Source organism: Streptococcus mitis, assembly GCF_023109105.1.
Classification (GTDB): Bacteria; Bacillota; Bacilli; order Lactobacillales; family Streptococcaceae; genus Streptococcus; species Streptococcus mitis_BW.
Genome location: NZ_JALDTZ010000010.1, coordinates 1 through 26,205, shown reverse-complemented (window position 1 = coordinate 26,205; position 26,205 = coordinate 1). Strand labels below are relative to the sequence as shown.

The following is a 26,205-nucleotide window of genomic DNA, read 5'->3' as shown; positions in this document are numbered from 1 at the left end:
GAGAAGATATGACAAAACTAATCTTTATGGGGACCCCCGAATTTTCAGCAACAGTCTTAAAAGGACTTTTGACAGACGACCGTTACGAAATTCTAGCTGTTGTGACCCAGCCAGACCGGGCTGTTGGGCGTAAAAAAGTGATCCAAGAAACCCCAGTCAAGCAGGCTGCCAAGGAAGCAGGCCTTCCTATTTATCAACCTGAAAAATTATCTGGAAGTCCAGAGATGGAAGCGATTATGAAGCTAGGAGCTGATGGAATTGTGACTGCTGCTTTTGGGCAGTTTCTTCCAAGTAAACTCCTTGATAGTATGGACTTTGCGGTCAATGTTCACGCTTCTCTTCTTCCTAAACACCGTGGTGGTGCTCCAATCCATTATGCCTTGATCCAAGGGGATGAGGAAGCTGGTGTGACCATTATGGAAATGGTTAAGGAAATGGATGCAGGAGATATGATTTCTCGTCGCAGTATTCCGATCACGGATGAGGACAATGTCGGTACCTTGTTTGAGAAATTGGCGCTAGTTGGTCGTGATTTGCTTTTGGACACTCTACCTGCCTATATTGCTGTGGAAATTCAACCTCAACCCCAGGATCCAAGCCAAGTAACTTTCTCACCAAATATCAAACCTGAGGAAGAAAAATTGGACTGGAACAAGACCAATCGTCAACTCTTTAACCAAATCCGTGGGATGAATCCATGGCCTGTTGCCCATACTTTCCTCAAGGGCGACCGCTTTAAGATTTATGAAGCCCTACCAGTAGAAGGTCAGGGAAATCCAGGTGAAATCCTCTCTATTGGTAAGAAAGAATTGATTGTCGCAACGGCTCAAGGAGCTCTATCCCTCAAACAAGTGCAGCCAGCTGGTAAGCCTAAGATGGACATTGCTTCCTTCCTCAATGGAGTTGGACGTACACTGACTGTAGGAGAACGATTTGGTGACTAAAGTAGAAACGGCTAGAAGTTTAGCCCTAGCAGTATTAGAGGATGTCTTTATCAATCAAGCATACTCAAACATCTCCTTAAATAAGCATCTCAAAGGAAGTCAGCTCTCTGCAGCAGACAAGGGATTGGTGACCGAGCTGGTCTATGGAACGGTAGCCCGTAAACTAACTTTGGAATGGTACTTATCTCACTTTATCCAAGATAGAGACCAGTTAGACAGCTGGCTCTATGTTCTTCTTCTCATGAGTGCCTACCAACTCCGCTATCTGGATAAAATTCCAGACCATGCTGTGGTCAATGAAGCAGTGGAATTGGCCAAAGTCCGTAAAAAAGGCAGTGAAAAATTGGTCAATGCCATCCTTCGTCGTATTCTGCGTGAAGGCTGGCCAGATATTTCTAGTATCAAAAGAAAAAACAAGCGTGATTCCATTGCCTATTCTCTTCCGGTTTGGCTAGTTGCCAAGCTCAAGGAGGAATACGGAGAGGAGCGAGCGCAGGCTATTTTTGAAAGTCTTTTACAACGGAATAAAGCCAGTATCCGTGTAACAGACCTTGACCGAAAAGAAGAAATCCAAGCCTTGTTGGAGGCCAGTGACTCATCCTTGTCTCCTTCTGGTCTGGTTAAGGAGCAGGGGCATTTTGCAGGCCATGATTTGTTTGCGGATGGTTCCATTACCATCCAAGACGAGTCCAGCCAGTTGGTTGCTCCAACGCTTGATTTACAAGGTAATGAGCAGGTCCTAGATGCCTGTGCCGCTCCAGGTGGAAAAACAGCCCATATAGCCTCTTATCTCACGACAGGTCAGGTTACTGCTCTGGACTTGTATGACCACAAGTTGGACTTAATCCAAGAAAATGCAGAGCGTTTAGGAGTTGCAGATCGGGTTCAAACGCAAAAATTGGATGCTAGAAAGGTGCATGAGTTTTTTGGTCAGGATTCATTTGATAAGATTTTGGTGGATGCTCCCTGTTCAGGCATTGGTCTTCTGCGCCGTAAACCAGACATTAAATACAATAAAGAAACGGCAGATTTTGCGTCCTTACAGGAAATTCAGCTGGAAATATTAGGTAGTGTTTGTCAAACACTAGGCAAAGGTGGTATAATAACTTATAGTACCTGTACTATCGTCTCAGAAGAGAACTTTCAAGTCGTACAGGCATTTTTAGAAAGTCATCCTGAATTTGAGCAGGTAAAACTAGAACATGAATGTAAGGATATCATGAAAGACGGCTGTATCCTCATTACACCTGAATTGTATGGAAGTGATGGATTCTTCATCAGTCAATTTCGTAAGATATCGGATTAGGAAGGAACTGACACATGGAAATTTCATTATTAACAGATGTTGGTCAGAAACGAACAAATAACCAAGACTATGTTAACCACTATGTCAATAGAGCTGGGCGTACCATGATTATTTTAGCTGATGGGATGGGAGGTCATCGCGCAGGGAATATCGCTAGTGAAATGGCAGTAACAGATCTAGGTATAGCTTGGGTTGATACCCAAATCGATACAGTCAATGAAGTGCGTGAATGGTTCGCCAATTACCTAGAAATTGAAAATCAAAAGATTCATCAACTTGGACAAGATGATGCCTATAAAGGAATGGGAACAACTCTTGAGGCTGTTGCTATTATTGGCAATCAGGCTATCTATGCCCACATTGGAGATTCTCGTATCGGTTTGATTCGTGGGGAAGAGTATCATCAGTTAACGAGCGACCATTCCTTGGTCAATGAATTGCTTAAAGCTGGTCAATTGACGCCAGAAGAAGCAGCTAGTCACCCACAAAAGAATATTATTACTCAATCTATCGGTCAAAAAGATGAAATTCAGCCTGATTTTGGAATGATTACCCTTGAGCCAGGAGACTATCTCTTGCTCAATAGCGATGGTCTGACAAATATGATTTCAGCTAGTGAAATCTGTGATATTGTCACAAGTGATATCTCACTTGATGATAAAGCAGCGACCTTGATTCGTTTTGCAAACAATGCCGGAGGGCTTGATAACATCACAGTTGCTCTTGTTTCTATTGAGGAGGAGGCGGCACAATGATCCAGATCGGCAAGATTTTTGCCGGGCGGTATCGGATTGTCAAACAAATTGGCCGTGGAGGTATGGCAGATGTCTACCTGGCCAAAGATTTGATTCTAGACGGAGAAGAAGTGGCAGTGAAGGTCCTGAGGACCAACTACCAGACGGACCCGATAGCTGTAGCTCGTTTTCAGCGTGAAGCGAGAGCTATGGCGGATCTAGACCATCCTCATATCGTTCGGATAACAGATATTGGTGAGGAAGACGGTCAACAGTATCTTGCAATGGAGTATGTTGCTGGACTAGACCTCAAACGCTATATCAAGGAACACTATCCTCTCTCTAATGAAGAAGCCGTCCGTATTATGGGACAAATCCTATTGGCTATGCGTTTGGCCCATACCAGAGGAATTGTCCATAGGGACTTGAAACCTCAAAATATCCTCTTGACACCAGATGGGACTGCCAAGGTTACAGACTTTGGGATTGCAGTAGCCTTTGCTGAGACGAGTCTGACCCAGACTAACTCTATGCTGGGGTCAGTTCATTACTTGTCACCAGAGCAGGCGCGTGGTTCTAAGGCGACTGTACAGAGTGATATCTATGCCATGGGGATTATTTTCTATGAGATGCTGACAGGCCATATCCCTTATGACGGGGATAGTGCGGTGACTATCGCCCTCCAGCATTTCCAGAAACCACTACCGTCAGTTATTGATGAAAATCCATCTGTGCCTCAGGCTTTGGAAAATGTTGTTATCAAGGCAACTGCCAAGAAATTGACAGATCGTTATCAGTCAGTTGCAGAGATGTATGTGGACTTGTCTAGTAGCTTGTCTTATAATCGTCGAAATGAGCCTAAACTGGTATTTAATGATACTACTAAGGCAGACACCAAGACTCTACCAAAAGTATCCCAGAGTACCTTGACCTCGATTCCTAAGGTACAAACACAAAGTCCGAAGCCACAGGCTGCGAAGCCGAGTCAGCAGGTTTCAGAAGACGATTACGCAACCAAGCCTGTTAAGAAACGGAAATTTAGAGTTCGTTATATGATTTTATTGGCCAGCATTGTTTTGGTGGCAGCCTCTCTGATTTGGATACTATCCAGAACTCCTGCAACTATTGCTATTCCAGATGTGGCAGGTAAGACAGTTGCGGAGGCCAAGGAAACTCTCAAGAAAGCCAATTTTGAGATTGGCGAGGAGAAATCAGAGGCTAGTGAAAAGGTGGAAGAAGGGCGGATTATTCGTACAGATCCTGACGCTGGAACTGGTCGAAAAGAAGGAACGAAAATCAATTTGGTTGTCTCATCAGGTAAGCAATCTTTCCAATTGAGTAACTATATCGGCCGTAAATCGACAGATGTTATCGCAGAACTCAAGCAGAAGAAGGTTCCTGAAAATCTCATCAAGATCGAGGAAGAAGAATCAAGTGAGAGTGAAGCAGGAACTGTTCTCAGACAGAGTCCAGCTGCCGGAACAACCTATGATTTGAGCAAGGCCTCAACGATTACCTTAACCGTTGCTAAGAAAGTAACTAGCGTTGCCATGCCAAGTTATACAGGATCTAGTCTTGAATTCACTAAAAATAACTTGATTCAAATTGTTGGGGTGAAAGAAGCCAATATTGAAGTTGTAGAAGTGTCGACAGCTCCCGCTGGAACTGCTGAAGGTACAGTCGTTGAACAGAGTCCAAAAGCAGGTGAAAAGGTTGATTTGACTAATACGCGTGTCAAGATTTCAATCTACAAACCAAAAACACCGCCGTCAACGTCATCATCAGCACCAGCCCAACGTGGAAACCAAGGTTCTACTACAACACCAAATCAGGGGAACCAACAAGGAAATCAACGAGAGAATCCACCTGCTACTACTCAATCAAGTAGTGAAGGGAACCACGGAAATTCTCGTGATTAAACGAATCTTTGTCATGATTTCATGGCAAAGATTTTTTTTGACTCCAGATTTGTGATAAAATAGAGGGAGGTGATAAAAGGAGGAAAGCATGGAAGAATCAAGAGAATTAAATGCCGTCATTGATGTGATTATGCTAGCAGGAACCATTCTCCTAAAAAGTGGTTCAGAGATTCATCGCGTAGAAGATACCATGATTCGTATTGCGCATTCGCAGGGGATTGTAGATTGCAATGTTCTTGCCATGCCTGCAGCTATCTTTTTCTCCATTGAAAATACCAATATTTCGCGCATGAAGCGCGTGACCTCCTCTTCTTATAACATTGAAAAAGTCTGCGATGTGAACCAGATTTCTCGACAGCTGGTTGGGGGGAAGATTGATTTAGAGACAGCTTTCAAGCAATTGACAGCCTTGCAAGTCCAACCCCTTCCTTATACAAAATTACAGGTAACTCTTGCAGCAACTTGTAGTGCTCCCTTTTTTTCTGTTATGTTTGGTGGAAATATCTACGACGCACTTGGGGCAGGAGTGGCTACCTTATTTGGTTTTGTCTTTTCACTCTATGTAGAGAAGTTTATCCGAATTCCTTTTGTAACAGCCTTTGCTGGAGCCTTTGTCTTTGGGCTGATAGCCCAGTTTTGGGCTCGCTACACAGGCTTTCCTTCAACAGCAGATTTGATTATAGCTGGTGCGGTCATGCCTTTTGTACCAGGGATTGCCTTGACCAACGCGGTTCGTGATATTATGACCAACCACATAAACTCTGGTATGAGTAAGATGTTTGAATCCCTGCTCATTACCCTCGCTTTAGGGGCAGGAACTTCTGTCGCCTTGGTATTGATGAACTAATATGACACTAACTACCTTTTTATTACAAGCAGTGGCAAGTCTTCTTGCTATTATCACTTTTTTAATCGTACTCAATGTGCAACGGTCTATGCTCTTACCTGGAGGGATTTTGGGCATGGCTGTCTGGCTAATCTATCTCTTGCTAAAGGAACCAACCAATGTCATCGTAGCCACTTTCATTGCGGCCATTATCGGTTCTTGTGTCAGCCAGATTTTAAGTATTCTTTATAAGACTCCTGCTGTAGTCTTTATCTTGGCAATATTGGCACCTCTGGTTCCGGGTTATCTTTCTTATCGGACAACCGCCTTTTTTGTGACGGGGGATTATAGTCACGCCATTGCTAGTGCAACCTTGGTTGTTATGTTGGCTTTGGTGATTTCCATTGGAATGGCTAGCGGAACAGTAATTCTCAGACTTTATTCCTATTTACTAAAACAGCATAAAAGTTAGATTACTAAGCGACTTGATTTGGTGAATCAAGTCTTTTTTCTCTCTTTTACTGCTATTTGTGATAAAATAGTATAGAACGATTTTTTACAATGAATGATAAAACAGAGGTAAATATGACAATCGGTATTGATAAGATTGGTTTTGCGACCAGTCAATATGTCTTGAAATTACAAGACTTAGCAGAAGCGAGGGGAATTGACCCTGAAAAATTAAGCAAAGGACTCTTGCTCAAAGAATTGAGTATTGCGCCCCTAACTGAGGACATTGTGACCTTGGCGGCCAGTGCAAGTGACTCTATTTTAACTGAGCAAGAAAGAGCAGAAATCGATATGGTCATTGTGGCTACCGAGTCAGGAATTGACCAGAGTAAGGCTGCGGCCGTCTTTGTGCATGGCTTGCTGGGCATCCAGCCCTTTGCTCGTAGTTTCGAGATTAAAGAAGCCTGCTATGGAGCGACAGCTGCTCTTCATTATGCCAAATTACATGTGGAAAATTCTCCAGAGTCCAAAGTCTTGGTTATTGCCAGTGATATTGCCAAGTATGGTATTGAAACTCCAGGAGAACCAACTCAAGGTGCTGGAAGTGTAGCTATGTTGATTACACAAAATCCACGCATTATGGCCTTTAATAATGACAATGTAGCTCAGACCCGTGACATCATGGATTTCTGGCGTCCAAATTACTCGACAACGCCTTATGTAAATGGTGTCTATTCTACCCAACAATATTTGGATAGTTTGAAAACGACATGGCTTGAATACCAAAAACGCTACCAGCTTACTTTGGATGATTTTGCGGCTGTTTGTTTCCACTTGCCTTACCCTAAATTAGCGCTAAAAGGCTTGAAAAAAATCATGGATAAGAGCCTGCCCCAAGAGAAAAAAGACCTTTTGCAAAAGCATTTTGACCAGTCTATTCTCTACAGTCAAAAGGTGGGGAATATCTACACAGGTTCCCTCTTCCTTGGACTTCTGTCTCTTTTGGAAAATACAGATAGCTTGAAGGCTGGGAATAAAATCGCCCTTTATAGTTACGGAAGTGGTGCTGTGGCTGAGTTCTTTAGTGGTGAATTGGTTGAAGGATATGAAGCCTATCTAGATAAAGACCGTTTGAACAAGCTCAACCAAAGAACTGCTCTATCAGTTGCAGACTATGAAAAGGTCTTCTTTGAGGAAGTAGACTTGGATGAAACAAACTCTGCCCAGTTTGCTGGCTATGAAAATCAAGATTTTGCCTTGGTTGAAATTCTCGACCACCAACGCCGTTATAGCAAGGTTGAAAAATAATGAAGATAAGTTGGAATGGATTTTCTAAAAAATCATACCAAGAGCGCCTCGAGCTGTTAAAAGCTCAGGCGCTCCTTAGTCCTGAGAGACAAGTGAGTCTGGAGCAGGATGAACAGATGAGTGTGACTGTCGCAGACCAGCTGAGTGAGAATGTAGTGGGAACTTTTTCTCTGCCTTATTCGCTGGTTCCGGAGATTCTTGTCAACGGTCAGGAATACACCGTTCCCTATGTGACAGAAGAACCATCAGTGGTTGCTGCGGCCAGCTATGCCAGTAAAATCATCAAGCGAGCAGGTGGCTTTATTGCTCAAGTGCATGAGCGTCAGATGATTGGACAGGTAGCCCTTTATCAAGTTGCTGATCCTGAACAAGCGCAAGAGAAGATTGCGAGCAAGAAGGCAGAGCTCTTGGAACTTGCTAATCAAGCCTATCCTTCTATCGTTAAACGTGGAGGCGGTGCGCGTGATTTGCATGTAGAAGAGATTAAAGGTGAAACTGACTTCCTTGTCGTTTATCTCCATGTCGATACCCAGGAAGCCATGGGTGCCAATATGCTCAACACCATGCTGGAGGCCTTGAAACCAGTCTTAGAAGAACTCAGTCAGGGACAGAGTCTCATGGGAATCCTGTCCAACTACGCGACCGATTCTCTGGTGACTGCAAGCTGTCGCATTGCCTTTCGCTATTTGAGCCGCCAAAAGGATCAAGGGCGAGAGATTGCGGAGAAAATAGCTTTGGCTAGTCAGTTTGCGCAGGCTGATCCTTACCGAGCTGCTACTCATAATAAAGGGATTTTTAATGGTATTGATGCCATTTTGATTGCCACTGGTAATGACTGGCGTGCCATTGAAGCAGGGGCCCATGCCTTTGTCAGTCGAGATGGACACTACCAAGGTCTTAGTCGCTGGACACTGGACCTTGAAAGAGAAGAATTGATCGGTGAAATGACTCTGCCCATGCCTGTAGCGACTAAGGGTGGTTCTATCGGCCTCAATCCTCGTGTAGCTCTCAGTCATGAACTACTGGGAAATCCTTCTGCCAAAGAATTAGCCCAGATTATCGTGTCTACCGGGCTTGCCCAAAACTTTGCGGCCCTGAAAGCTCTGGTCAGTACAGGAATCCAGCAAGGCCACATGAAATTGCAGGCCAAATCCTTAGCTCTCCTAGCAGGTGCTAGTGAAACCGAGGTAGCTCCTCTAGTCGAGCGCCTCATCGCAGATAAAACTTTTAACCTAGAGACAGCCCAGCGCTATCTCGAAAATTTAAGATCATAAAAAAACTCAGACAAATCAGTCTGAGTTTTCTTGTACTTATACTCAATGAAAATCAAAAAGCAAACTAGGAAGCTAGCCGTAGGTTGCTCAAAGCATTGCTTTGAGGTTGTAGATAAGACTGACGAAGTCAGTTACATATATCTACGGTAAGGCGACGCTGACGTGGTTTGAAGAGATTTTCGAAGAGTATTAAATACTTTTTCCAGGCAATAATGTAACTGGTAAAAAGTAACCTGTTGTTGCGACTTCCTTGCCTTCGATCTTTTGCAAGAGGAGGTCAACAGTGAGGCAGGCAATTTCTTCCATAGGTTGTTTCACAGTCGTCAAATGAGGATAGTAATTCTCGATAAAGTAGGTACCATCGTATCCGATAACCTTGAGCTCTTCAGGAACAGAGATTCCCAGTTCTTGAGCGATTTTAATGACCAGAATAGCTGTCAAATCATCCGAAGCAAAAATGGCATCTGGCTTTTGCTGAGTCAAGATATTCTTGATTTCCATTTCTTTTCTGACAGGAGAAAAGTCACTGGAAACATTAATAATAGGAGCTTTGGGGAGTACAGAAGCAAAACCAGCGTGGCGCAGTCCAGTTGGCGAATTGGAATTGTCATTCCCTGTAATCATGATGATAGACTGGGCGCCTGTCTTAACCAAGGTCTGGGCAGCAAGAACTCCACCAGCATAGTTGTCAGAGGAAACGACAGGAATATCTGGTGACAGATTTCGGTCAAAGGAAATAATCGGCGCTGTTACACGATTGTAGTCTTCAATTCCCAAGTTGTGACTGCCAGAAATGATGCCGTCCACCTGATTGGCTTCTAACATTTCGATGTATTCGCGTTCCTTCTCAGAATCGTGTTCGCTGTTGCAGATGATGACCTTGTAACCATTCTTGAAGAGTTGGTGTTCCAACTTGTCAATCAATTCTGCATAGAAAACGTTGGAAATATTTGGGAAAATCAAACCGATTAACTTAGCTGATTTTCCTTGCAGACTACGAGCTAGGTTGTTGGGTTTATAGCCCAATTCCCGCATGGCTTCATTGACTTTTTGGATGGTTTTTTCAGATAGATAACCTTTTTTATTGATAACCCGAGAAACGGTAGTAGGGCTGACGCCTGCAAGTTTGGCGACATCAGTTAGTTTTGCGACCATAATCTAATTCATAGTAAGTTCCAGTTGGGTTTCCAGATTTGATCAGGATACCATTTTGGTCTGCATGTGGGAAAACACGACCAGAAAATACTTTTTCTCCTTTGTTGATGAAAATTTCAAAGACAGAGTTATCGATGAAAATCGTGGCAGTAGTGGCCTGATTGTCGATTGGGCAAGAACGAGTTGTACCAAATTCTTGGGCATACTGTTCACCAGCTTGGCTACGATCCACTGTCACTTGACCATTTACAAGGTCAAAGTTGATGGAAAGTCCCTTGCCTTCTTTGTCAGCAAGTAAGACAATCTCGCTCTGACTATTGGCTTCTAAGTTGAGTTCGAGTTCGTATGTGTTCTTGGTTTGAGCACGATTTGAGAACATCTCTTCAGAAGCACGAAGGTCCTTGATAGCTGCGACTGGGTATTGGTAGAGTTTACCGTCTTTGATAGTGAGTTCTTTGACCAAAGAGAAGGTTCCTTGGTGGTCAAAACGGTCAGATGGGTAAGAAACATCTGGTAAACCAAGCCAGCTAACTGCTAGAGCACGTCCGTCAGGAGCGTTGAAGGCTTGAGTTGCATAGGCTTCGAAACCATAATCCATGTTTTGAAGTTGAGACACATCTACCATTTTGGAATTTTCAGGGTCAAAGGAAGCCCCAATCTTATACATATTTGGATAGATATTATCGTAGTCTAGAACTTTCTTATCCAATCCTTGTGGACAGTAGAGGAGGACAGGTTGCTCCCCTACAAAGACCAGATTTGGGCATTCCATCATGTAGGCAGTACGGTCGTTAGCAAAGTCAAGGTCGCCAACTGCTTGCCAGTTTGTATAGTCGTTGTCTAAAGCCTTATAGAGACGAACAAAGCCTTTTTTCTCCAAGTCCTGTCCACCGACGATAGCATAGTATTGACCTTTGAAATTAAAAATTTGTGGGTCACGGAAGTGGTCAGTTGAGTCAGCAGGCTGGTCAATCAAGATCTTGTCAATCTTTGTAATCTTGGCATCCTTATCCATCAAAGCTCCAATCTGGTACGGGTGACGGATCCAGTTTTCATCACGGACATTTCCTGTATAAAATAGGAACAAGTTATCGCCAAACTGCATGGCAGAACCAGAGTAAGCACCGTGGCTATCTAATGGAGTATCAGGCAAAACTTTGACCCCGGTTTCTCTAAAGTGAACCAAATCATCACTTTCAAGCTGAACCCAAGATTTTAAGCCGTGGGCTGCACCAAAAGGGAAGTTCTGGTAAAAAACAATCCACTTGCCATCAAAGTAAGAAAAGCCATTTGGGTCGTTGAGAAGTCCTGTTTTTGGCTCAACATGGTAATGAGTATGCCATGGAGATTGTGCCATATTTTCCTTTATATGTTGAATTTCTTCTTGCGTCCAATCTTGATAAAGTCTGTAACGACGCTCAGTTGTCCATTCCATTCATTCATTCCTCCGAAAATCTTATCACTTTTAATAGTAACCGTTTTCGATAAAAAATGCAAGCCTTTTATGTTAAAAAAGAGAAAAAACTGTCAAACGTTTATCATAAAATAAAAGCAGGAAATCAGTCATCTATCTACAGAAAATTGAAAGAAAGTGAAACAAAATCCTTTTTAACTCAGATTTTAAACTATTTTTTAAAGAAAAATTTCATAAAACTCTCATAATCTATCAAAACAAAAGACCTGACTCTAAGAAACAAATATTTTTTCTGCAAAACGCTTGACATATTTTTAAAACGTGATAGAATAATATTCGTAGGGCGAATAAATCGCTTTCAAACAAGAACAAAATTTTTTATAAGGAGATTTTTGCAAATGACCAATACAGAAATTGCAAAAAAAGTCATCGAAGCCTTAGGTGGACGTGAGAACGTTAATAGTGTAGCTCACTGTGCGACTCGTCTTCGCGTTATGGTTAAAGATGAAGCGAAAATTAACAAAGATGCTATCGAGAGCTTGGAAAAAGTTCAAGGTGCTTTCTTTAACTCAGGTCAATACCAAATCATCTTTGGTACTGGTACAGTAAACAAGATGTACGATGAAGTCGTAGCTCTTGGTTTGCCAACTTCAACAAAAGCTGAAATGAAAGCAGAAGCTGCTAAACAAGGAAATTGGTTCCAACGTGCCATCCGTACTTTCGGTGACGTCTTCGTTCCAATCATTCCAGTTATCGTAGCAACTGGTCTCTTCATGGGTGTTCGTGGTCTCTTGACTGCTCTTGGAATGACACTTCCAGAAGATGTGACAACTTATACTCAGATCTTGACTGACACTGCCTTTATTATCTTGCCAGGTTTGGTTGTTTGGTCAACTTTCCGTGTATTCGGTGGTAACCCAGCCGTTGGTATCGTTCTTGGTATGATGCTCGTTTCTGGTTCGCTTCCAAATGCCTGGGCTGTTGCGTCTGGTGGTGAAGTAACTGCAATGCAGTTCTTCGGATTTATCCCAGTTGTAGGTTTGCAAGGTTCAGTTCTTCCAGCCTTCATTATCGGGGTTGTCGGAGCTAAGTTTGAAAAAGCAGTTCGCAAGGTTGTTCCAGATGTACTTGACCTCTTGGTAACACCGTTCGTAACACTCCTTGTAATGTCAATTCTTGGATTGTTTGTTATCGGACCAGTCTTCCACGTTGTTGAAAACTACATCCTCATTGGAACTAAAGCAATTCTTAACTTGCCATTCGGACTTGGTGGTTTCTTGATTGGTGGAGTTCACCAATTAATCGTCGTATCAGGTGTTCACCACATCTTCAACTTGCTTGAAGTTCAATTGCTTGCTGCTGACCATGCTAACCCATTCAACGCTATCATCACAGCTGCCATGACTGCTCAAGGTGCTGCGACAGTAGCCGTTGGTGTGAAAACTAAAAATCCTAAACTTAAAACACTTGCTTTCCCAGCTGCTCTTTCTGCCTTCCTAGGTATTACTGAGCCTGCTATCTTCGGGGTTAACTTGCGTTTCCGTAAACCATTTTTCCTTTCATTGATTGCTGGTGCAATCGGTGGTGGATTGGCATCTATCCTTGGACTTGCTGGTACTGGTAATGGTATCACAATCATCCCTGGTACAATGCTTTACATTGGTAACGGACAACTTCTACAATACCTTCTTATGGTAGCTGTATCATTTGTACTTGGTTTTGCTCTTACTTACATGTTTGGTTATGAAGATGAAGTAGAAGAGGTTGCAGGAGCAATTTCTGAAGCTGAAACTGACCGTTTGACTGAAGAAGCAGTAACTGGTGCTGTTGTTGCACCGAGCGAAGGTGTTATTCAAACACCAATCGTTGGTGATGTCGTTGCTCTTTCAAATGTGAATGATCCAGTCTTCTCAAGTGGAGCTATGGGACAAGGTATCGCTGTAAAACCTAGTGAAGATGTCGTTTACGCACCAGCTGATGCTGAAGTGACAATTGTCTTCCCAACAGGACATGCTTATGGCCTAAGAACAGCTAACGGAGCTGAAATTTTGATCCACGTTGGTATCGACACTGTTTCAATGAACGGTGAAGGATTCAACCATAAAGTTGCTCAAGGTGACAAGGTTAAAGCTGGAGATGTTCTTGGAACATTTGACTCAGCTAAGATTGCCGCTGCAGGACTTGACAACACAACTATGGTTATCGTGACAAACACTGCAGACTTTGCTTCAGTAAATCCAGTTGCTTCTGGATCAGTTGCTAAGGGTGACGCAGTCATTGAAGTTAAAGCTTAATAGATTCATAAAAACGAACAAATGTCATGTTTGTTCGTTTTTGATTGAATGGTAAAATTTACAGAGGAAAATCTAAAATATTGAGCAATTTTCAGTCTGGAAATATGCTATAATAAAGAAAATAAATACAAGAGGTTAATCATGACAAAACTATACGGAAGTTTGGAAGCAGGCGGTACAAAATTTGTCTGTGCTGTCGGTGATGAAAATTTTAACGTTGTAGAAAAAACACAATTTCCAACAACAACTCCAATCGAAACAATCGATAAAACCATTGAGTTCTTCTCAAAATTCGATAACCTTGCTGGTCTTGCAGTTGGTTCATTTGGTCCGATTGATATTGATAAAAACTCAAAAACTTATGGCTTTATCACAACAACTCCAAAACCAAACTGGGCAAATGTTGACTTGCTTGGTGCCCTTCGTCGCGCCCTCAACGTGCCTATGTACTTCACTACAGACGTAAATAGCTCTGCTTATGGTGAAGTGGTTGCCCGTAACAATGCTGGTGGCCGTATCGAAAACTTGGTTTACTACACAATCGGTACAGGTATCGGTGCAGGTGTTATCCAACGTGGTGAGTTTATCGGCGGTGTGGGTCACCCTGAAATGGGTCATTATTATGTTGCTAGACACCCAATGGATATTGAAAAAGAATTCAACGGTGTTTGTCCTTTCCATAAGGGATGTCTGGAAGGCTATGCAGCTGGTCCAAGTTTGGAAGCTCGTACAGGTGTTCGTGGGGAAAATATTGAACTCAACAACCCTGTTTGGGATGTTCAAGCCTACTATATCGCTCAAGCTGCGGTTAATGCGACAGTGACTTTCCGACCAGACGTGATTGTCTTTGGTGGAGGGGTCATGGCTCAACAACACATGCTGGATCGTGTCCGTGAGAAATTCACATCCTTGCTCAACGGTTACCTACCAGTTCCAGATGTGCGTGATTACATCGTGACGCCAGCAGTCGCAGGGAATGGTTCTGCCACACTTGGGAACTTTGTCCTTGCAAAAGAAGTTTCAAAATAAAGCACAAAATCCGCTTGGGAAACCAAACGGATTTTTTACATGTCAAAGCATTTGCCAGAAAAAGTCGATAATATAGGTCAGACCGTAGGTATAAACCACGAGAGTAAAGGGTTTGGTCAGAATGATGATGGTCATATAGCGCTTGAAGCTCATCTTGGTCAGGGCAGCCAGCATACAGAGAAAGTCAGCTGGACTAATGGGCCAAATCATCATAAAGATAAAGAAACGGTCAAAACGATTGCCCTTATCCAGCCAACCGATGTACTTGTCGTAGGTGCGCTTGCTGACGACAGACTGGACAAAAGCAGCCCCATAGAGGCGCACCAGATAAAAGATAATGGCGCAGCCAATCACGATGCCGATATAGTTGTAGATAGTCCCGATGATGTGGCCGTAGATAAAGACCCCAGCCACCGAGGTCAAGGCTCCAGGAATGATGGGGACGACGGTCTGTAAAATCTGTAAAAAGATAAAGAGAGGTGGCCCCCAGATACCTGCCTGCTGGATAAAGGCAGAGAGGGTTTCCTTGGACTGTAAAATCCCAGCCTGATAAGCCCAAATACAGAAAATCAAACTCCCAACCCCACCGACAATCGATGAGATATTGATAACTCGCTGCAGAAGGGGAGAAACAGTTTTCATTTGTTTATCCTGTGACATGTAAGCTCCTCATAGATAGTATAATTCTACTATACCATATTTTGGAGGAGAAAGGGGGAATGAGTGTTTGATAGTAAGCGTCGATTGACTGGTTCGAACAAGAATGAAAAAAAAAGTTAAAGCAGAAGAAGTAGTTGGATAAAACTAAACGCGGCTGGGACAAAAAGATTTTGATTTTAGGAATTCTTTATTATAAATTTTTAAAATCGATAGATTGGGAAAAAGCGAACAAGACAGAATTCTGAGTGTCAGATAACTTATTTTGTTTGCTTTTTATATTTATGGTTAGACTTTTGTCCCAGACTCGTTTTTGGTTGATTCGTGGTATAATTTTAGTAATTATCCATAATGTAGAGGAGAAAAAATCATGGCAGATACTATTCTAATTCTGGGCAATGGCTTTGATATTGCTATGGATCGAAAAACAAAATATACAGATTTTATTGAGTTTGAAAAACAATTATTTTCTAATCCAGATGAGAAGTTGCTGGAGTTTCTAAAAGCTAAAAATATTAGTATTGAGAAATACAAAGATAATTTATATTTGAAATTTATCAACGAAAACAAAGATACCCTTGGAGATAATTGGTCTAATCTTGAAATCATGATCTCACAACTCGCGGATGCAATAATGTATTTTAAAGAGAATAATATTTTATATAATGAAAATATGAATGAACCTAACAAGAGACATTCAGAAGGATTGAAGGAAAAACTTCTAAAAGATAATAATGCTTATGCCAAAATATTTGTTGTTGATAATTTTTCTAAATTATTCTATGAGAAAAATTGGAGATTACTACAAAGAGAAGTTGCACTCGAAAAATTGAATAATGAATTTATCAATCAACTTGATCTATTGATTGAATTGTTAGAAATATATTTATCTTATATAGACTTTCTTGATTTTGAAGTTAGAAACATTAAATCCAAGCCAACAGCTTTGGATGCAATACCTGATTTATCACATACCTATGTCTTAAATTTTAATTATCCCAATACTTCGGGATATCTATTTGATACTTCTGAAGAGAGAACTCATTTTATACATGGGCGAATTAATTTAGATAGAACCTTCAGTCGAATCAATACGATGGTCTTTGGAATTGAGGACAAAGAAAATGATGTCAACAGTGATTTAATTCCTTATCAGAAATATTACCAAAGAGTTGTTAAAGAAACAGGAACTAAATTTGAAGAATTTTTCAAACCAGTATATGAGTATTCAAATGTGGGGATAGCAAAATCATTTCCTAAAAATATCATTATTTTTGGTCACTCAGTAGATCCCTTGGATAAAGAAATATTCCAAAATTGTTTTAAATTAGTAGATATTGTATCAGAACAGAATAGAATGTTTAAATATCGATTTATTTTCACTTATTTCGATGAACCAGCAAAACGATCTATTATTAAGAATCTCGCAATCATTCTGGGGAAAGAAAAACTGATAGAGTTAACAGGAAAACAGAATGTTGTATTTGTAAAGAGTGATGATATGGAAGGTATGAAAGATGCTCTACTACCATTATAAAGTCAAAAAATAATTGAATTTATAGAAAACAATTGTCAAATATTATTTTAAAAATAGTTCATAACCCACTCGCTCTTTTCACTTCGAGTGGGTTTTCTTAAAATATGATAAAATAGAAGAGATAATACATTTATTTAATAAGGAAAGTAAAAATGGCAAGTAAAGAAAATGCAGAACGCAAGGAGCTGCATCGTAAAATTTGGGCGATTGCGGACGATGTTCGTGGAGCTGTAGATGGTTGGGATTTTAAGCAATATATCCTAGGAATTCTGTTCTATCGCTTTATTTCCGAACACATGGCAGACTATTTTGACCGTGCTGAGCATGAAGCTGGCGACTTAGAATTCCGTTATGCCGAATTGAGTGACCAAGAAGCTGAGCAAGATTTTAAACCAGGGACAGTTGAGGATAAGGGCTTCTTTATCCTTCCGAGTCAACTATTTGGAAATGTTGTCAAGAATTCCTCGCAAAATGAAAATTTAAACGAAGACTTGGCCAACATCTTTCAAGCTATTGAGAAGTCAGCGATTGGGTTCAAATCAGAGGATGATATCAAAGGTTTGTTTGATAACTTGGATACACGAAGCAATATCCTTGGTGGAACTGTTCCAGAAAAAAATAAGCGTCTTTCTGATATTCTTAATGGTATCAATAGTATTAACTTTGGTAACTTTGAGGAAAATGACATCGATGCCTTTGGGGATGCTTATGAGTTCTTGATTTCCAACTATGCAAGTAATGCAGGAAAAAGTGGGGGTGAATTTTTCACACCTCAGACAGTCTCTAAACTACTAGCTCGTCTAGTGATGGTCGGCAAGGACAAGATTAACAAGGTCTATGACCCAACATGTGGTTCAGGCTCTCTCCTTCTTCAAATGAAAAAACAATATGAAGACCATATTCTAGAGGATGGATTCTTTGGTCAAGAAATTAACATGACCAACTATAACTTGGCTCGTATGAATATGTTCTTGCACAATATCAACTACAATAACTTTGATATTAAGCGAGGAGATACCCTTTTAAATCCTCAGCATTTAGAAGAAAAGCCATTTGATGCTATCGTTTCTAACCCTCCGTATTCTGTCAAATGGGTGGGAGATGGAGATCCAACTCTAATAAATGATGACCGCTTTGCGCCAGCTGGTAAGCTAGCTCCTAAGTCAAAAGCTGACTTTGCCTTTATCATGCATAGTCTCAACCACCTGTCTAATAAAGGTCGAGCAGCTATTGTATGTTTTCCAGGAATTTTCTATCGTGGAGGAGCTGAAAAAACCATTCGTCAGTATCTAGTAGATAACAACTTTGTTGAAGCAGTGATTTCCCTTCCAGACAATCTCTTTTTTGGAACTTCTATCGCAACGACGATCTTGGTTTTGGCAAAAAATAAACTAGAGAACAAAACGCTCTTTATCGATGCGAGTAAGGAATTCAAAAAAGAGACTAACAACAATGTTTTGACGGATAGCAATATCGAACATATAGTTGAATTATTCTCTAATTATCAAAATGTTGACTATAAATCTGCTCTTGTTGATAATGATGTGATTGGTTCAGAGCAGGATTATAACCTCTCTGTTTCAACCTATGTCGAACAAGAAGATACACGTGAGAAGATTGATATAGATGTGCTCAATCAAGAAATTGCAGAGACTGTAGCTAAGATTGATCACTTGCGTGCAGAGATAGACAAGATTGTAGAGGAATTGAGCCATGGCAAATGATGTAATTCTCTATAGAACAGATGATGGCGAGTCCGCTATTGAACTCCACTTGGATAATGGAACGGTTTGGCTGACCCAACAAGAACTAGCTGAGCTCTTTCAAACTTCCAAGCAAAATATTAGTAAACATATCAAGGCTATTTTTGAAGATGGAGAATTATCGGAAGAGGCAACTGTCAACTATAAGTTGACAGTTCAAAATGAGGGGAATAGAAGTGTTCAGCGAAATGTCGCCTACTATAATCTCGATATGATTTTGGCGATTGGTTATCGTTATATTAAAAATATTTTTAAAAAAGTGAAAAAATCTTGAATTATCTGCTAAAAAAGGTATAATGGAATTAATAGGATTGCCTACCTCTCTTGGATGTGACAAGGCGAACAGGTATAAGGAGTGGGCTTATAGACTTCTACTATAAGCTTTTTTAATTAAAGTAGAGTTAATGGAATTAAATCATTTTCAAGAATTATTGAATTGTATTAAGTTATTAGAACAGAAAACTATACAATTTCCTGATGTAGGAAAACAGCGAAAATATCGACTGTATTGTATTTCGGATAAGAATGAAAAATTTGAATTGATTATCAATCGAAAAGGTCATTTGAATCGGCAGAACCTCACTTATCAAATGATGTCACATAGTCTAAAAGGTGTTTTGGTTCGCCTAGATTGCAATGGTGCTCCTCATGATGATATAGAAACACCGCATATTCATATATTTGATGAAGAACATGATTATGGACGAATTGCTATTGGTTTGGGTGATTTAGAAGTAGACTTAGCAAATGAACTTTTGGATAGTTTGATTTATTTTTTGGACTATACAAATGTGAATTATGATAATGTAGCAATCCCATTTCTATAGCTTAAAAGGAGGTTACTATGGATAGTTTGAAACTGATTGATGACTATGTGAAGTGGTATCGTGAAAAACTACTTGTAACGGATTTTGATGGGTACTCTGAAATTGTAACGCCTTATGTAAATCATTTAAATGATCGAGTGCGGTTGTACCTAGAAGAAAAACCTAATGATTTATTAAGAATTTCAGACGATGGTGAAACTTTTAATGAATTGGCTTTGGCAGGTCTCGACATTACGAAAGAAACAAGACAACGGATTATAACCAGTGTATTAAGGCAGTTTGGATCAAAGTTGGATGAAGATATTGTATATATCGAATGTGAAGCAAAGAATTTTCCAAAAGCGAAACATAAAATGATTGAGACAATTATACGTCTCTATGATTTACTGAATACTCATCGATCCAACGTTACAAGCCTCTTCACAGAGGAAGTACAAGATTATTTTTATGAAAAAGATTTTGGTGGTATGCCAAACGTTCGATTGACAGGATATTCAGGAATTGATTATCAAGTTGATTATGTTTTAGGAGCTAGGAAAAATCGTCCTGAAATTTGGGTTCAAATTGTCAATCGGTTTGATTATAATAGTTTGGCAAGAGTTAACTATATTTACCAAGATATTGCTAGCAATCGAGATATTCAACAAGTTTCGAAAAAAATTCTTATTTATAATGATTTGGAAAATAAAGTTGCATCTAAGGCGATTCAAGCATCGAAAGTAAGCGATATACAGTTATTGGCCTGGTCACAGAAAGAAGAATTTTCAGATTTATTAGCTCAGTAGCCTTAAAGTGACTGCTAGGGCTATTTTTATATCAAAGTGAGGAAAAATATGAACATCCTAGAAGAAATCCAAAACTGTCCCGTTGAGTGGAAAGAGTTGGGGGAAGTGGTTGATACTGTGACAAGTCCAGTAAAGTTAACTAAAAAGGAGTATCAAGTAACAGGAAGAATACCAATTGTTGATCAGGGTGAACAATTTGTAGCAGGTTATACAGATAATGAAAAATATCTTGAAAAAGATGAATATATCATTTTTGGGGATCACTCAGAGCATATAAAATATGTAGACTTTGCTTTTGTTCAAGGAGCAGATGGTTTAAAAATTTTGAAACCTAAAAGTGGCATAAAAGCAAAATATATATACTATTGCTTTTGTAATTTTTATAAGAAAGAAGGGAGCTATAAAAGACATTGGAGTAAAGCAAGAACTACTCAAATACCAATACTTCAAAGTGAAGAAATTCAAGAAAAAATAGTGCAAATACTTGACAAAATGACTGGGTATGTTACAGAATTGACCTCAGAATTGACCTCAGAATTGACCTCACGTGAAAAGCAATATTCTTTTTATCGAGATAAGCTCTTATCATTTGAGGACGAGGTCTATCAGGTTGAGTGGAAAGTACTTAAAGATGTTGCTACATTGAAAAATGGAAAGGATTGGAAAAATCTTCCAATTGGTGAAATACCAGTATACGGCAGTGGTGGAGAAATGGGAGAGTTTGTTGCAGATTGTTCTTATGATAAACCAACTGTTTTAATTCCTAGGAAGGGTTCTATTTCTAATTTGTTCTATTTAGAAAAAGCGTTTTGGAATGTTGATACAATTTACTACACTGAAATTGATGGAAGTCAGGTTATTCCAAAGTATTTTTATTATTATTTAACGACTGTTAATTTAGAAGAAATGTCAACTAATCCAACAAGGCCTAGTTTAACTCAAGCTATTCTTGATAAAATTAAGATCCCAGTTCCTTCTCTCGAAATCCAGTCTCGTATTGTTCAAGTTCTGGACAACTTTGATATGGTTTGTAATGACCTAAACATCGGACTACCAAAAGAGATTGAACTACGTCAAAAACAGTACGAATATTTTAGAGAAAAACTCTTGACATTCGTCGCCGAAGGCGAGTACACTGAGAGTAGAGTAGAGGAGTGGGACAACTCCGCTATTATCAAGCTTTTACAGTGGATATTTGGTCCAATTCGAGTGAAGGTGGGACAAGTTGTCAATTTGCAACGTGGGAAACGTCTTGTTAGAAAGCAACTAACTACTTCAGGAAGTGTTCCAGTTTATCAAAATAGTTTGGCGCCCTTGGGATATTATACCGAATCAAACAGAGTGAAAAATACTAGTTTTGTAATTTGTGCAGGGGCGGCTGGTGAAATTGGGTATAGCGCTGTGGACTTTTGGGCGGCAGATGATGTCTACACATTAGCGACGTCAGATAATATTTCTGATAAATTTATGTACTATGTCTTGTTAAGTAAGCAAGATAGACTTAAATCACAGGTTCGAAAAGCTAGTATTCCTAGATTATCTAAGGATGCTATTGATAAAGTAACGTTCTACTTACCCCCCCTTTCCAAACAAAAAAGAATCGTCTCCATTCTTGACAATTTTAACACCCTAACTAACTCTCTTTCTGAAGGTCTTCCAAAAGAAATCGAACTAAGACAGAAACAGTATGAATACTGGAGAGGACAATTATTAAACTTTACTAGATAAATTCTTGAATCATTTTGAGAAAGAATCTCAATTAATACAATAAAAGGAAGCATACTATGGTTGATTATTCAAAAGTACATGAAGTAATTGCGGAAACAAATGAAGGGATTCTCTTGGCTGAGTATCAACCAGAGTATCGCACAGATAGAGAATTTCAGTCTGAGGCAGACTTGGAAAGACAATTGCTTATGGATTTAGTCAATGGTCTCAATTATGAACGATTGGATATCCATACACCTGCGGAGCTTTTAGCGAATGCAAAGGTCCAAATTGAAAAGCTTAATAAGGTTACGTTTACGGATGCTGAATGGCAACGTTTTGTAGTCGAGTATTTAGATTGTCCCAATGAAGGTTTGGTTGAAAAAACACGAAAAATCCAAGAAAATCATATCTATGATTTTGTTTTTGATGATGGACGGATTAAAAACATTTTCATCCTTGACAAGAAAAACATTCACAACAACAGTATGCAGGTCATCAACCAAGTGACGCAAGTGGGGAGTCATACCAACCGTTATGATGTGACCATTTTAGTCAATGGTCTTCCGCTAGTTCAGATTGAATTGAAGAAGCGGGGAGTTAGTCTGCAAGAAGCCTTTAATCAGGTTCACCGTTATAGTAAGGAAAGCTTTAACAGCGAAAATTCTTTGTATAAGTATGTTCAGATTTTTGTGATTTCGAATGGCACTTATACACGCTACTTTGCAAATACGACAGCTCAAAATAAAAATCACTATGAGTTTACTTGTGAGTGGGCAGACCGTAAGAATAAGACTATTCACGAATTGGAAGATTTTACTGTTACTTTCTTAAGCAAGCGTGTCCTCTTGGAAGTTTTGACCAAGTATTGTGTTTTTGATGTGGATAATACCTTGCTCATCATGCGTCCTTATCAGATAGCAGCAACTGAAAGTATCTTGCGCAAGATTCATTCTTCCAATGAAATGAAGAATTTTGGAACCATCAATGCTTGTGGTTATATCTGGCATACGACAGGGTCAGGGAAAACCTTGACCAGCTTTAAGACTGCGCGCTTAGCGACAGAGTTGGACTACATTGACAAAGTGATATTCGTTGTAGATAGAAAAGACTTAGACTATCAAACTATGAAGGAATATCAAAAATTCCAACCAAATTCAGTCAATGGTAGTAACAATACAAAAGAACTACAACGCAGTATCGAAGAAAATGATGATCGAATCGTTGTCACAACTATTCAAAAGTTAAATAAGTTTATCACTGCAAATCCTAATCATGAAGTCTATGCTAAGAAATGTATCTTGATTTTTGACGAGTGTCATCGTTCTCAGTTTGGGAAGGCTCAAAAGCGCATTAAGAAGGCCTTTAAACAGTATGCCTTATTTGGATTTACAGGGACACCAATTTTTCCAGAAAATAGTTTGACAGGTGAAACGACACAAGAAGTTTTTGGAGAACAACTTCATAATTACGTTATTACGGATGCTATTCGGGATAAAAAAGTCTTGAAGTTTAAGGTTGATTACAACTATATCAAGCCTGAAATCAATAAGTATAGAGAAGCTGAAAAAGCAGTTGGCCGAGAGATTGATGAGAAGAAACTCAAAAAGATGGAGAAGGAGCTACTTCTACATCCAGAAAGGATAGCAATCATCACAGAATACTTACTTCGCGTGTATAATACAAAAACACACCGAAATCAACACTATACTCATAAACAAAAACAATTGTCTGGATTTAATGCTATGCTGGCTGTACAAAGTATCGAAGCAGCAAAATTATACTATGAAGAACTCCAACGACAGCAAGCAGCTTTACCAGAGGCTAAGCGTTTGAAAGTTGCGACTATCTTTAGCTTTGCACCTAACGAAGAACAGTCAGCTTATGGAGAAATTCAAGATGAAGAGCTAGAACCTCAAGATACAGCCATGCCTCTATCTTCTAAAGAGTTTCTTTCTAGAGCGATTGATGATTATAATCACATGTTTAAGACCAACTTCTCAGCTGATGGGAAGGAGTTTCAAAATTACTATCGTGACCTTTCCAAACGCGTTAAATCCAAGGAAGTGGATTTGCTGATTGTGGTCGGTATGTTCTTAACGGGATTTGATGCCCCGACTATGAATACACTCTTTGTCGATAAAAATCTACGTTATCATGGTTTGATTCAGGCCTTCTCGAGAACCAATCGGATTTTTAACAAGGTTAAACCTTTTGGGAATATTGTTTGTTTCCGTGATTTAGAAAAGGCTACGCAAGAAGCTATTAAGACTTTTGGAGACACCAATAAGCTTGAAATCATCTTAGAAAAAAGCTTTAGTGAATATATGGATGGTTTCGTTGACCAAGTAACGGGTATCGAGGTCAAAGGCTATACTGCAGTTTGTCAGGAAATTCTGGAAAGATTCCCGAATCCGCAAGAAATTGAAACAGAGCATGATAAGAAGGAGTTTGTTAAGTTATTTGGTGAGTTGTTGAAGCTTGATAATGTTCTTCGAAATTATGACGAATTTCAAGAAATCGACAAACCTATTTCAGAAGGTTATCTTCAGGATTTAAGAAGCACTTATGTAGAAATTCGAGATGAATTTTTGAACCTTAAAAATTATGAAAAGACCAAGGATTTGGATGTTGATCTTTCAGATGTTGAATTTGAAATCGAACTCTTAAAAACAGATGAGATTAATCTGGACTACATTCTTGCATTGATTGTTGAAAAATCGAAGAATTCTGAGTCCAAAGAAGCAATGAAAGCAGAAGTTAGTCGTGTGATTCGTTCTAGTATCGATATTCGTGCCAAAGAAGAGTTGGTTATCGGCTTTATCAATGACACTGATTTGCAAAAATTGAAAGACCATGATGTGATTATCAATGCTTTCTATGAATATGGCAAGGAGCGCAAGAAAATCGCAATCCATGACCTAGCTGAGTCTGAGAAACTTGTAGCTGATTACCAATTATTCATAGACAAATCAATTCAACGAGGTTATGCTGAAAACAGTGGGACTGATTTGGATTCGATTATTCCACCAACTTCTCGTAGACAGGGAGCGCGTGAACGGAAAAAGCAAGAAGTTTTACGTAAGATTCAGTTGTTAGTAGAGACTTATTCAGGTATTTAAGGATTGTTGACTAATATCTATTAGAAAAATCAGGCTCTACAAAAAACACTATTTATTCACTCATAATTCGCTCATTTTTAAGATATAACTTTGTTTCCATATTTCCGGGGAACTAGTAGAAAGTAAGGAGAAATATGGAAAATAACAACCAACGTGCCCTTTGCCAGCAACTCTGGGCGAGAAACAAATACCTCGTTTTGAGCCATTCCAGCAATATTTACAATGAGATTCGTCAGTACTTGAAGAATGAAGAGGTGGAGGTAAGTCATGTTCAGGAACTGATCGACCGTGCCTGTCAAATCCCTGAGCATAGAGGTCAAGTCTGCAATGCCTTTCAGCATATTTGGGGCTATTTCAAAAAGAAAGCGACAGATGCTGAGCGCAAAGACTATATGCTTTTGCTGGATTGCTACCGCTTTGGTCAGGCTTCTCAGGAAGATTTGATCGCTAAGACTCGAGACTTGCTTGATCGTTATCCAAATACTTACTTGCAACATTCGACTTTACTGAAAGGAGACTCCCATGAGACTTTGGCATGAGGCTTTGATTTCACAACTTCCTCGTCCTCAACTCTTGGGGCAACATCGAGAGTGTTGCGCCCTGCGTGGCAATGGCTGGGGCAGAAAGCATGCGACGGTGGACTATGTCTTTACTCACTCGCCCTATCGTCTCTATGCCTATCATGACTTGATTATGGAGGAGATGGTGAAACGAGGCTTTAAGGTCAGTCCAGAGTGGCTGGACAAGAACTACCGAGGTAAGACCTGCCCTCCTTATCAAGATTTAGCAGAGGAAAAGCTGAAAAGTCCTATCTATAGTGAGCATGATGCTACCTACTATGAGGAGTGTCTGGATAATCTCCGAGAAAAGGGGATTGACCTATAGTCTTTTCTAATAACAAGCCATAGTCACTTATAAGAATTACTAATAACGTGTTTGAGTATTCTAACTGAAATACAGCTTTAAAACAAGCTATAAAAAGGATTTGAGGCATTTGTGTACTGACCCCAAAAAGTTAGACAAATAATTATTGAAAGGATTTAGTTCTGTATTGCACAGGACTGAGTCCTTTTAGTTGGCTCTTTGTCAACTGTAGTGGGTTGAAGAAAAGCTAAGATCGAGAAAGGACAAATTTCGTCCTTTCTTTTTTGATA

The 26,205-nt window shown here is 39.9% G+C and carries 21 protein-coding genes and 1 pseudogene; 19 read left to right on the top strand and 3 right to left on the bottom strand.

From position 1 onward, the window contains the following. The first annotated feature begins 8 nt into the window (after positions 1-8). The 8 genes from fmt (at position 9) to M1F37_RS06695 (ending at position 8,761) form a co-directional block, all read left to right on the top strand. Positions 9-944, top strand: a complete 936-nt coding sequence (gene fmt, locus M1F37_RS06730; protein WP_247935228.1) for a methionyl-tRNA formyltransferase — start codon at positions 9-11, stop codon at positions 942-944. Then, complete coding sequence (rsmB, locus tag M1F37_RS06725; protein ID WP_247935227.1) at positions 937-2,250, top strand: 16S rRNA (cytosine(967)-C(5))-methyltransferase RsmB; 1,314 nt, start codon at positions 937-939, stop codon at positions 2,248-2,250. The genes fmt and rsmB overlap by 8 nt, the downstream gene beginning before the upstream one ends. A gap of 14 nt (positions 2,251-2,264) precedes the next feature. Then, entirely contained in the window at positions 2,265-3,005 is a 741-nt protein-coding gene (locus tag M1F37_RS06720; protein WP_247935226.1) for a Stp1/IreP family PP2C-type Ser/Thr phosphatase, read from the top strand. Next, positions 3,002-4,903 (top strand): Stk1 family PASTA domain-containing Ser/Thr kinase, encoded by a 1,902-nt coding sequence (gene pknB, locus M1F37_RS06715; protein ID WP_247935225.1) that lies wholly within the window; start codon positions 3,002-3,004, stop codon positions 4,901-4,903. Before M1F37_RS06720 ends, pknB begins: the two co-directional genes overlap by 4 nt. Positions 4,904-4,991: 88 nt before the next feature. Beyond that, entirely contained in the window at positions 4,992-5,750 is a 759-nt protein-coding gene (locus M1F37_RS06710) for a threonine/serine exporter family protein (RefSeq protein WP_247935224.1), read from the top strand. A gap of 1 nt (position 5,751) precedes the next feature. After that, entirely contained in the window at positions 5,752-6,201 is a 450-nt protein-coding gene (locus tag M1F37_RS06705; protein WP_247935223.1) for a threonine/serine exporter family protein, read from the top strand. A gap of 113 nt (positions 6,202-6,314) precedes the next feature. Next, a complete protein-coding gene (locus M1F37_RS06700; RefSeq protein ID WP_247935222.1) occupies positions 6,315-7,487 on the top strand; it encodes a hydroxymethylglutaryl-CoA synthase in 1,173 nt (390 codons plus the stop codon). Continuing rightward, the gene (locus M1F37_RS06695) at positions 7,487-8,761 is read left to right on the top strand and encodes a hydroxymethylglutaryl-CoA reductase, degradative (protein WP_247935221.1); all 1,275 of its coding nucleotides are present in this window, start codon (positions 7,487-7,489) and stop codon (positions 8,759-8,761) included. Before M1F37_RS06700 ends, M1F37_RS06695 begins: the two co-directional genes overlap by 1 nt. Before the next feature lie 189 nt (positions 8,762-8,950). Here the strand turns inward: M1F37_RS06695 and M1F37_RS06690 are convergent, their stop codons facing one another. Further along, positions 8,951-9,916 carry a LacI family DNA-binding transcriptional regulator gene (locus M1F37_RS06690; RefSeq protein WP_247935220.1) on the bottom strand — a complete coding sequence of 322 codons (966 nt, stop codon included), beginning with the start codon at positions 9,914-9,916 and terminating at the stop codon, positions 8,951-8,953. Continuing rightward, positions 9,897-11,351: a sucrose-6-phosphate hydrolase gene (locus M1F37_RS06685; RefSeq protein WP_247935219.1), complete on the bottom strand. Its 1,455-nt coding sequence runs from the start codon at positions 11,349-11,351 to the stop codon at positions 9,897-9,899. The genes M1F37_RS06690 and M1F37_RS06685 overlap by 20 nt, the downstream gene beginning before the upstream one ends. A 377-nt stretch (positions 11,352-11,728) precedes the next feature. On the opposite strand from M1F37_RS06685, the gene M1F37_RS06680 reads away from it, so the two are divergent. Next, on the top strand, positions 11,729-13,624 hold the full coding sequence (locus M1F37_RS06680; protein WP_247935218.1) for a sucrose-specific PTS transporter subunit IIBC: 1,896 nt from the start codon (positions 11,729-11,731) through the stop codon (positions 13,622-13,624). Between the two features lie 141 nt (positions 13,625-13,765). After that, positions 13,766-14,653 (top strand): fructokinase ScrK, encoded by an 888-nt coding sequence (scrK, locus tag M1F37_RS06675; protein WP_000164316.1) that lies wholly within the window; start codon positions 13,766-13,768, stop codon positions 14,651-14,653. 42 nt (positions 14,654-14,695) lie between these two features. On the opposite strand, the gene M1F37_RS06670 is transcribed toward scrK, so the two are convergent. Beyond that, entirely contained in the window at positions 14,696-15,313 is a 618-nt protein-coding gene (locus M1F37_RS06670; protein ID WP_054421635.1) for a TVP38/TMEM64 family protein, read from the bottom strand. A 367-nt stretch (positions 15,314-15,680) separates the two neighbouring features. Between M1F37_RS06670 and M1F37_RS06665 the strand changes: the two genes are divergently transcribed. From M1F37_RS06665 to M1F37_RS06625, 9 genes and pseudogenes are all read left to right on the top strand, one after another. Next, positions 15,681-16,847, top strand: coding sequence for an AbiH family protein (locus M1F37_RS06665; RefSeq protein ID WP_247935217.1), 1,167 nt, complete (start codon positions 15,681-15,683; stop codon positions 16,845-16,847). 152 nt (positions 16,848-16,999) lie between these two features. Beyond that, positions 17,000-18,571, top strand: coding sequence for a type I restriction-modification system subunit M (locus tag M1F37_RS06660; protein ID WP_247935216.1), 1,572 nt, complete (start codon positions 17,000-17,002; stop codon positions 18,569-18,571). After that, positions 18,561-18,845 (top strand): annotated as a pseudogene (locus M1F37_RS06655) (cell filamentation protein Fic); the annotation flags it as partial. The gene M1F37_RS06660 and the pseudogene M1F37_RS06655, both read left to right, overlap by 11 nt. Positions 18,846-19,014: 169 nt before the next feature. Next, on the top strand, positions 19,015-19,437 hold the full coding sequence (locus tag M1F37_RS06650) for a DUF6978 family protein (protein WP_081102769.1): 423 nt from the start codon (positions 19,015-19,017) through the stop codon (positions 19,435-19,437). A gap of 17 nt (positions 19,438-19,454) precedes the next feature. Beyond that, the gene (locus M1F37_RS06645; RefSeq protein ID WP_125452483.1) at positions 19,455-20,222 is read left to right on the top strand and encodes a DUF1828 domain-containing protein; all 768 of its coding nucleotides are present in this window, start codon (positions 19,455-19,457) and stop codon (positions 20,220-20,222) included. A gap of 48 nt (positions 20,223-20,270) precedes the next feature. Continuing rightward, positions 20,271-21,950 (top strand): restriction endonuclease subunit S, encoded by a 1,680-nt coding sequence (locus tag M1F37_RS06640; protein ID WP_247935215.1) that lies wholly within the window; start codon positions 20,271-20,273, stop codon positions 21,948-21,950. A 56-nt stretch (positions 21,951-22,006) separates the two neighbouring features. Continuing rightward, the gene (locus M1F37_RS06635) at positions 22,007-25,051 is read left to right on the top strand and encodes a type I restriction endonuclease subunit R (protein ID WP_247935214.1); all 3,045 of its coding nucleotides are present in this window, start codon (positions 22,007-22,009) and stop codon (positions 25,049-25,051) included. A 134-nt stretch (positions 25,052-25,185) separates the two neighbouring features. Then, positions 25,186-25,590, top strand: coding sequence for a YbgA family protein (locus tag M1F37_RS06630; RefSeq protein ID WP_247935213.1), 405 nt, complete (start codon positions 25,186-25,188; stop codon positions 25,588-25,590). Beyond that, positions 25,574-25,936, top strand: coding sequence for a TIGR02328 family protein (locus M1F37_RS06625; RefSeq protein WP_247935212.1), 363 nt, complete (start codon positions 25,574-25,576; stop codon positions 25,934-25,936). The genes M1F37_RS06630 and M1F37_RS06625 overlap by 17 nt, the downstream gene beginning before the upstream one ends. The last annotated feature ends 269 nt before the right edge of the window (positions 25,937-26,205 follow it).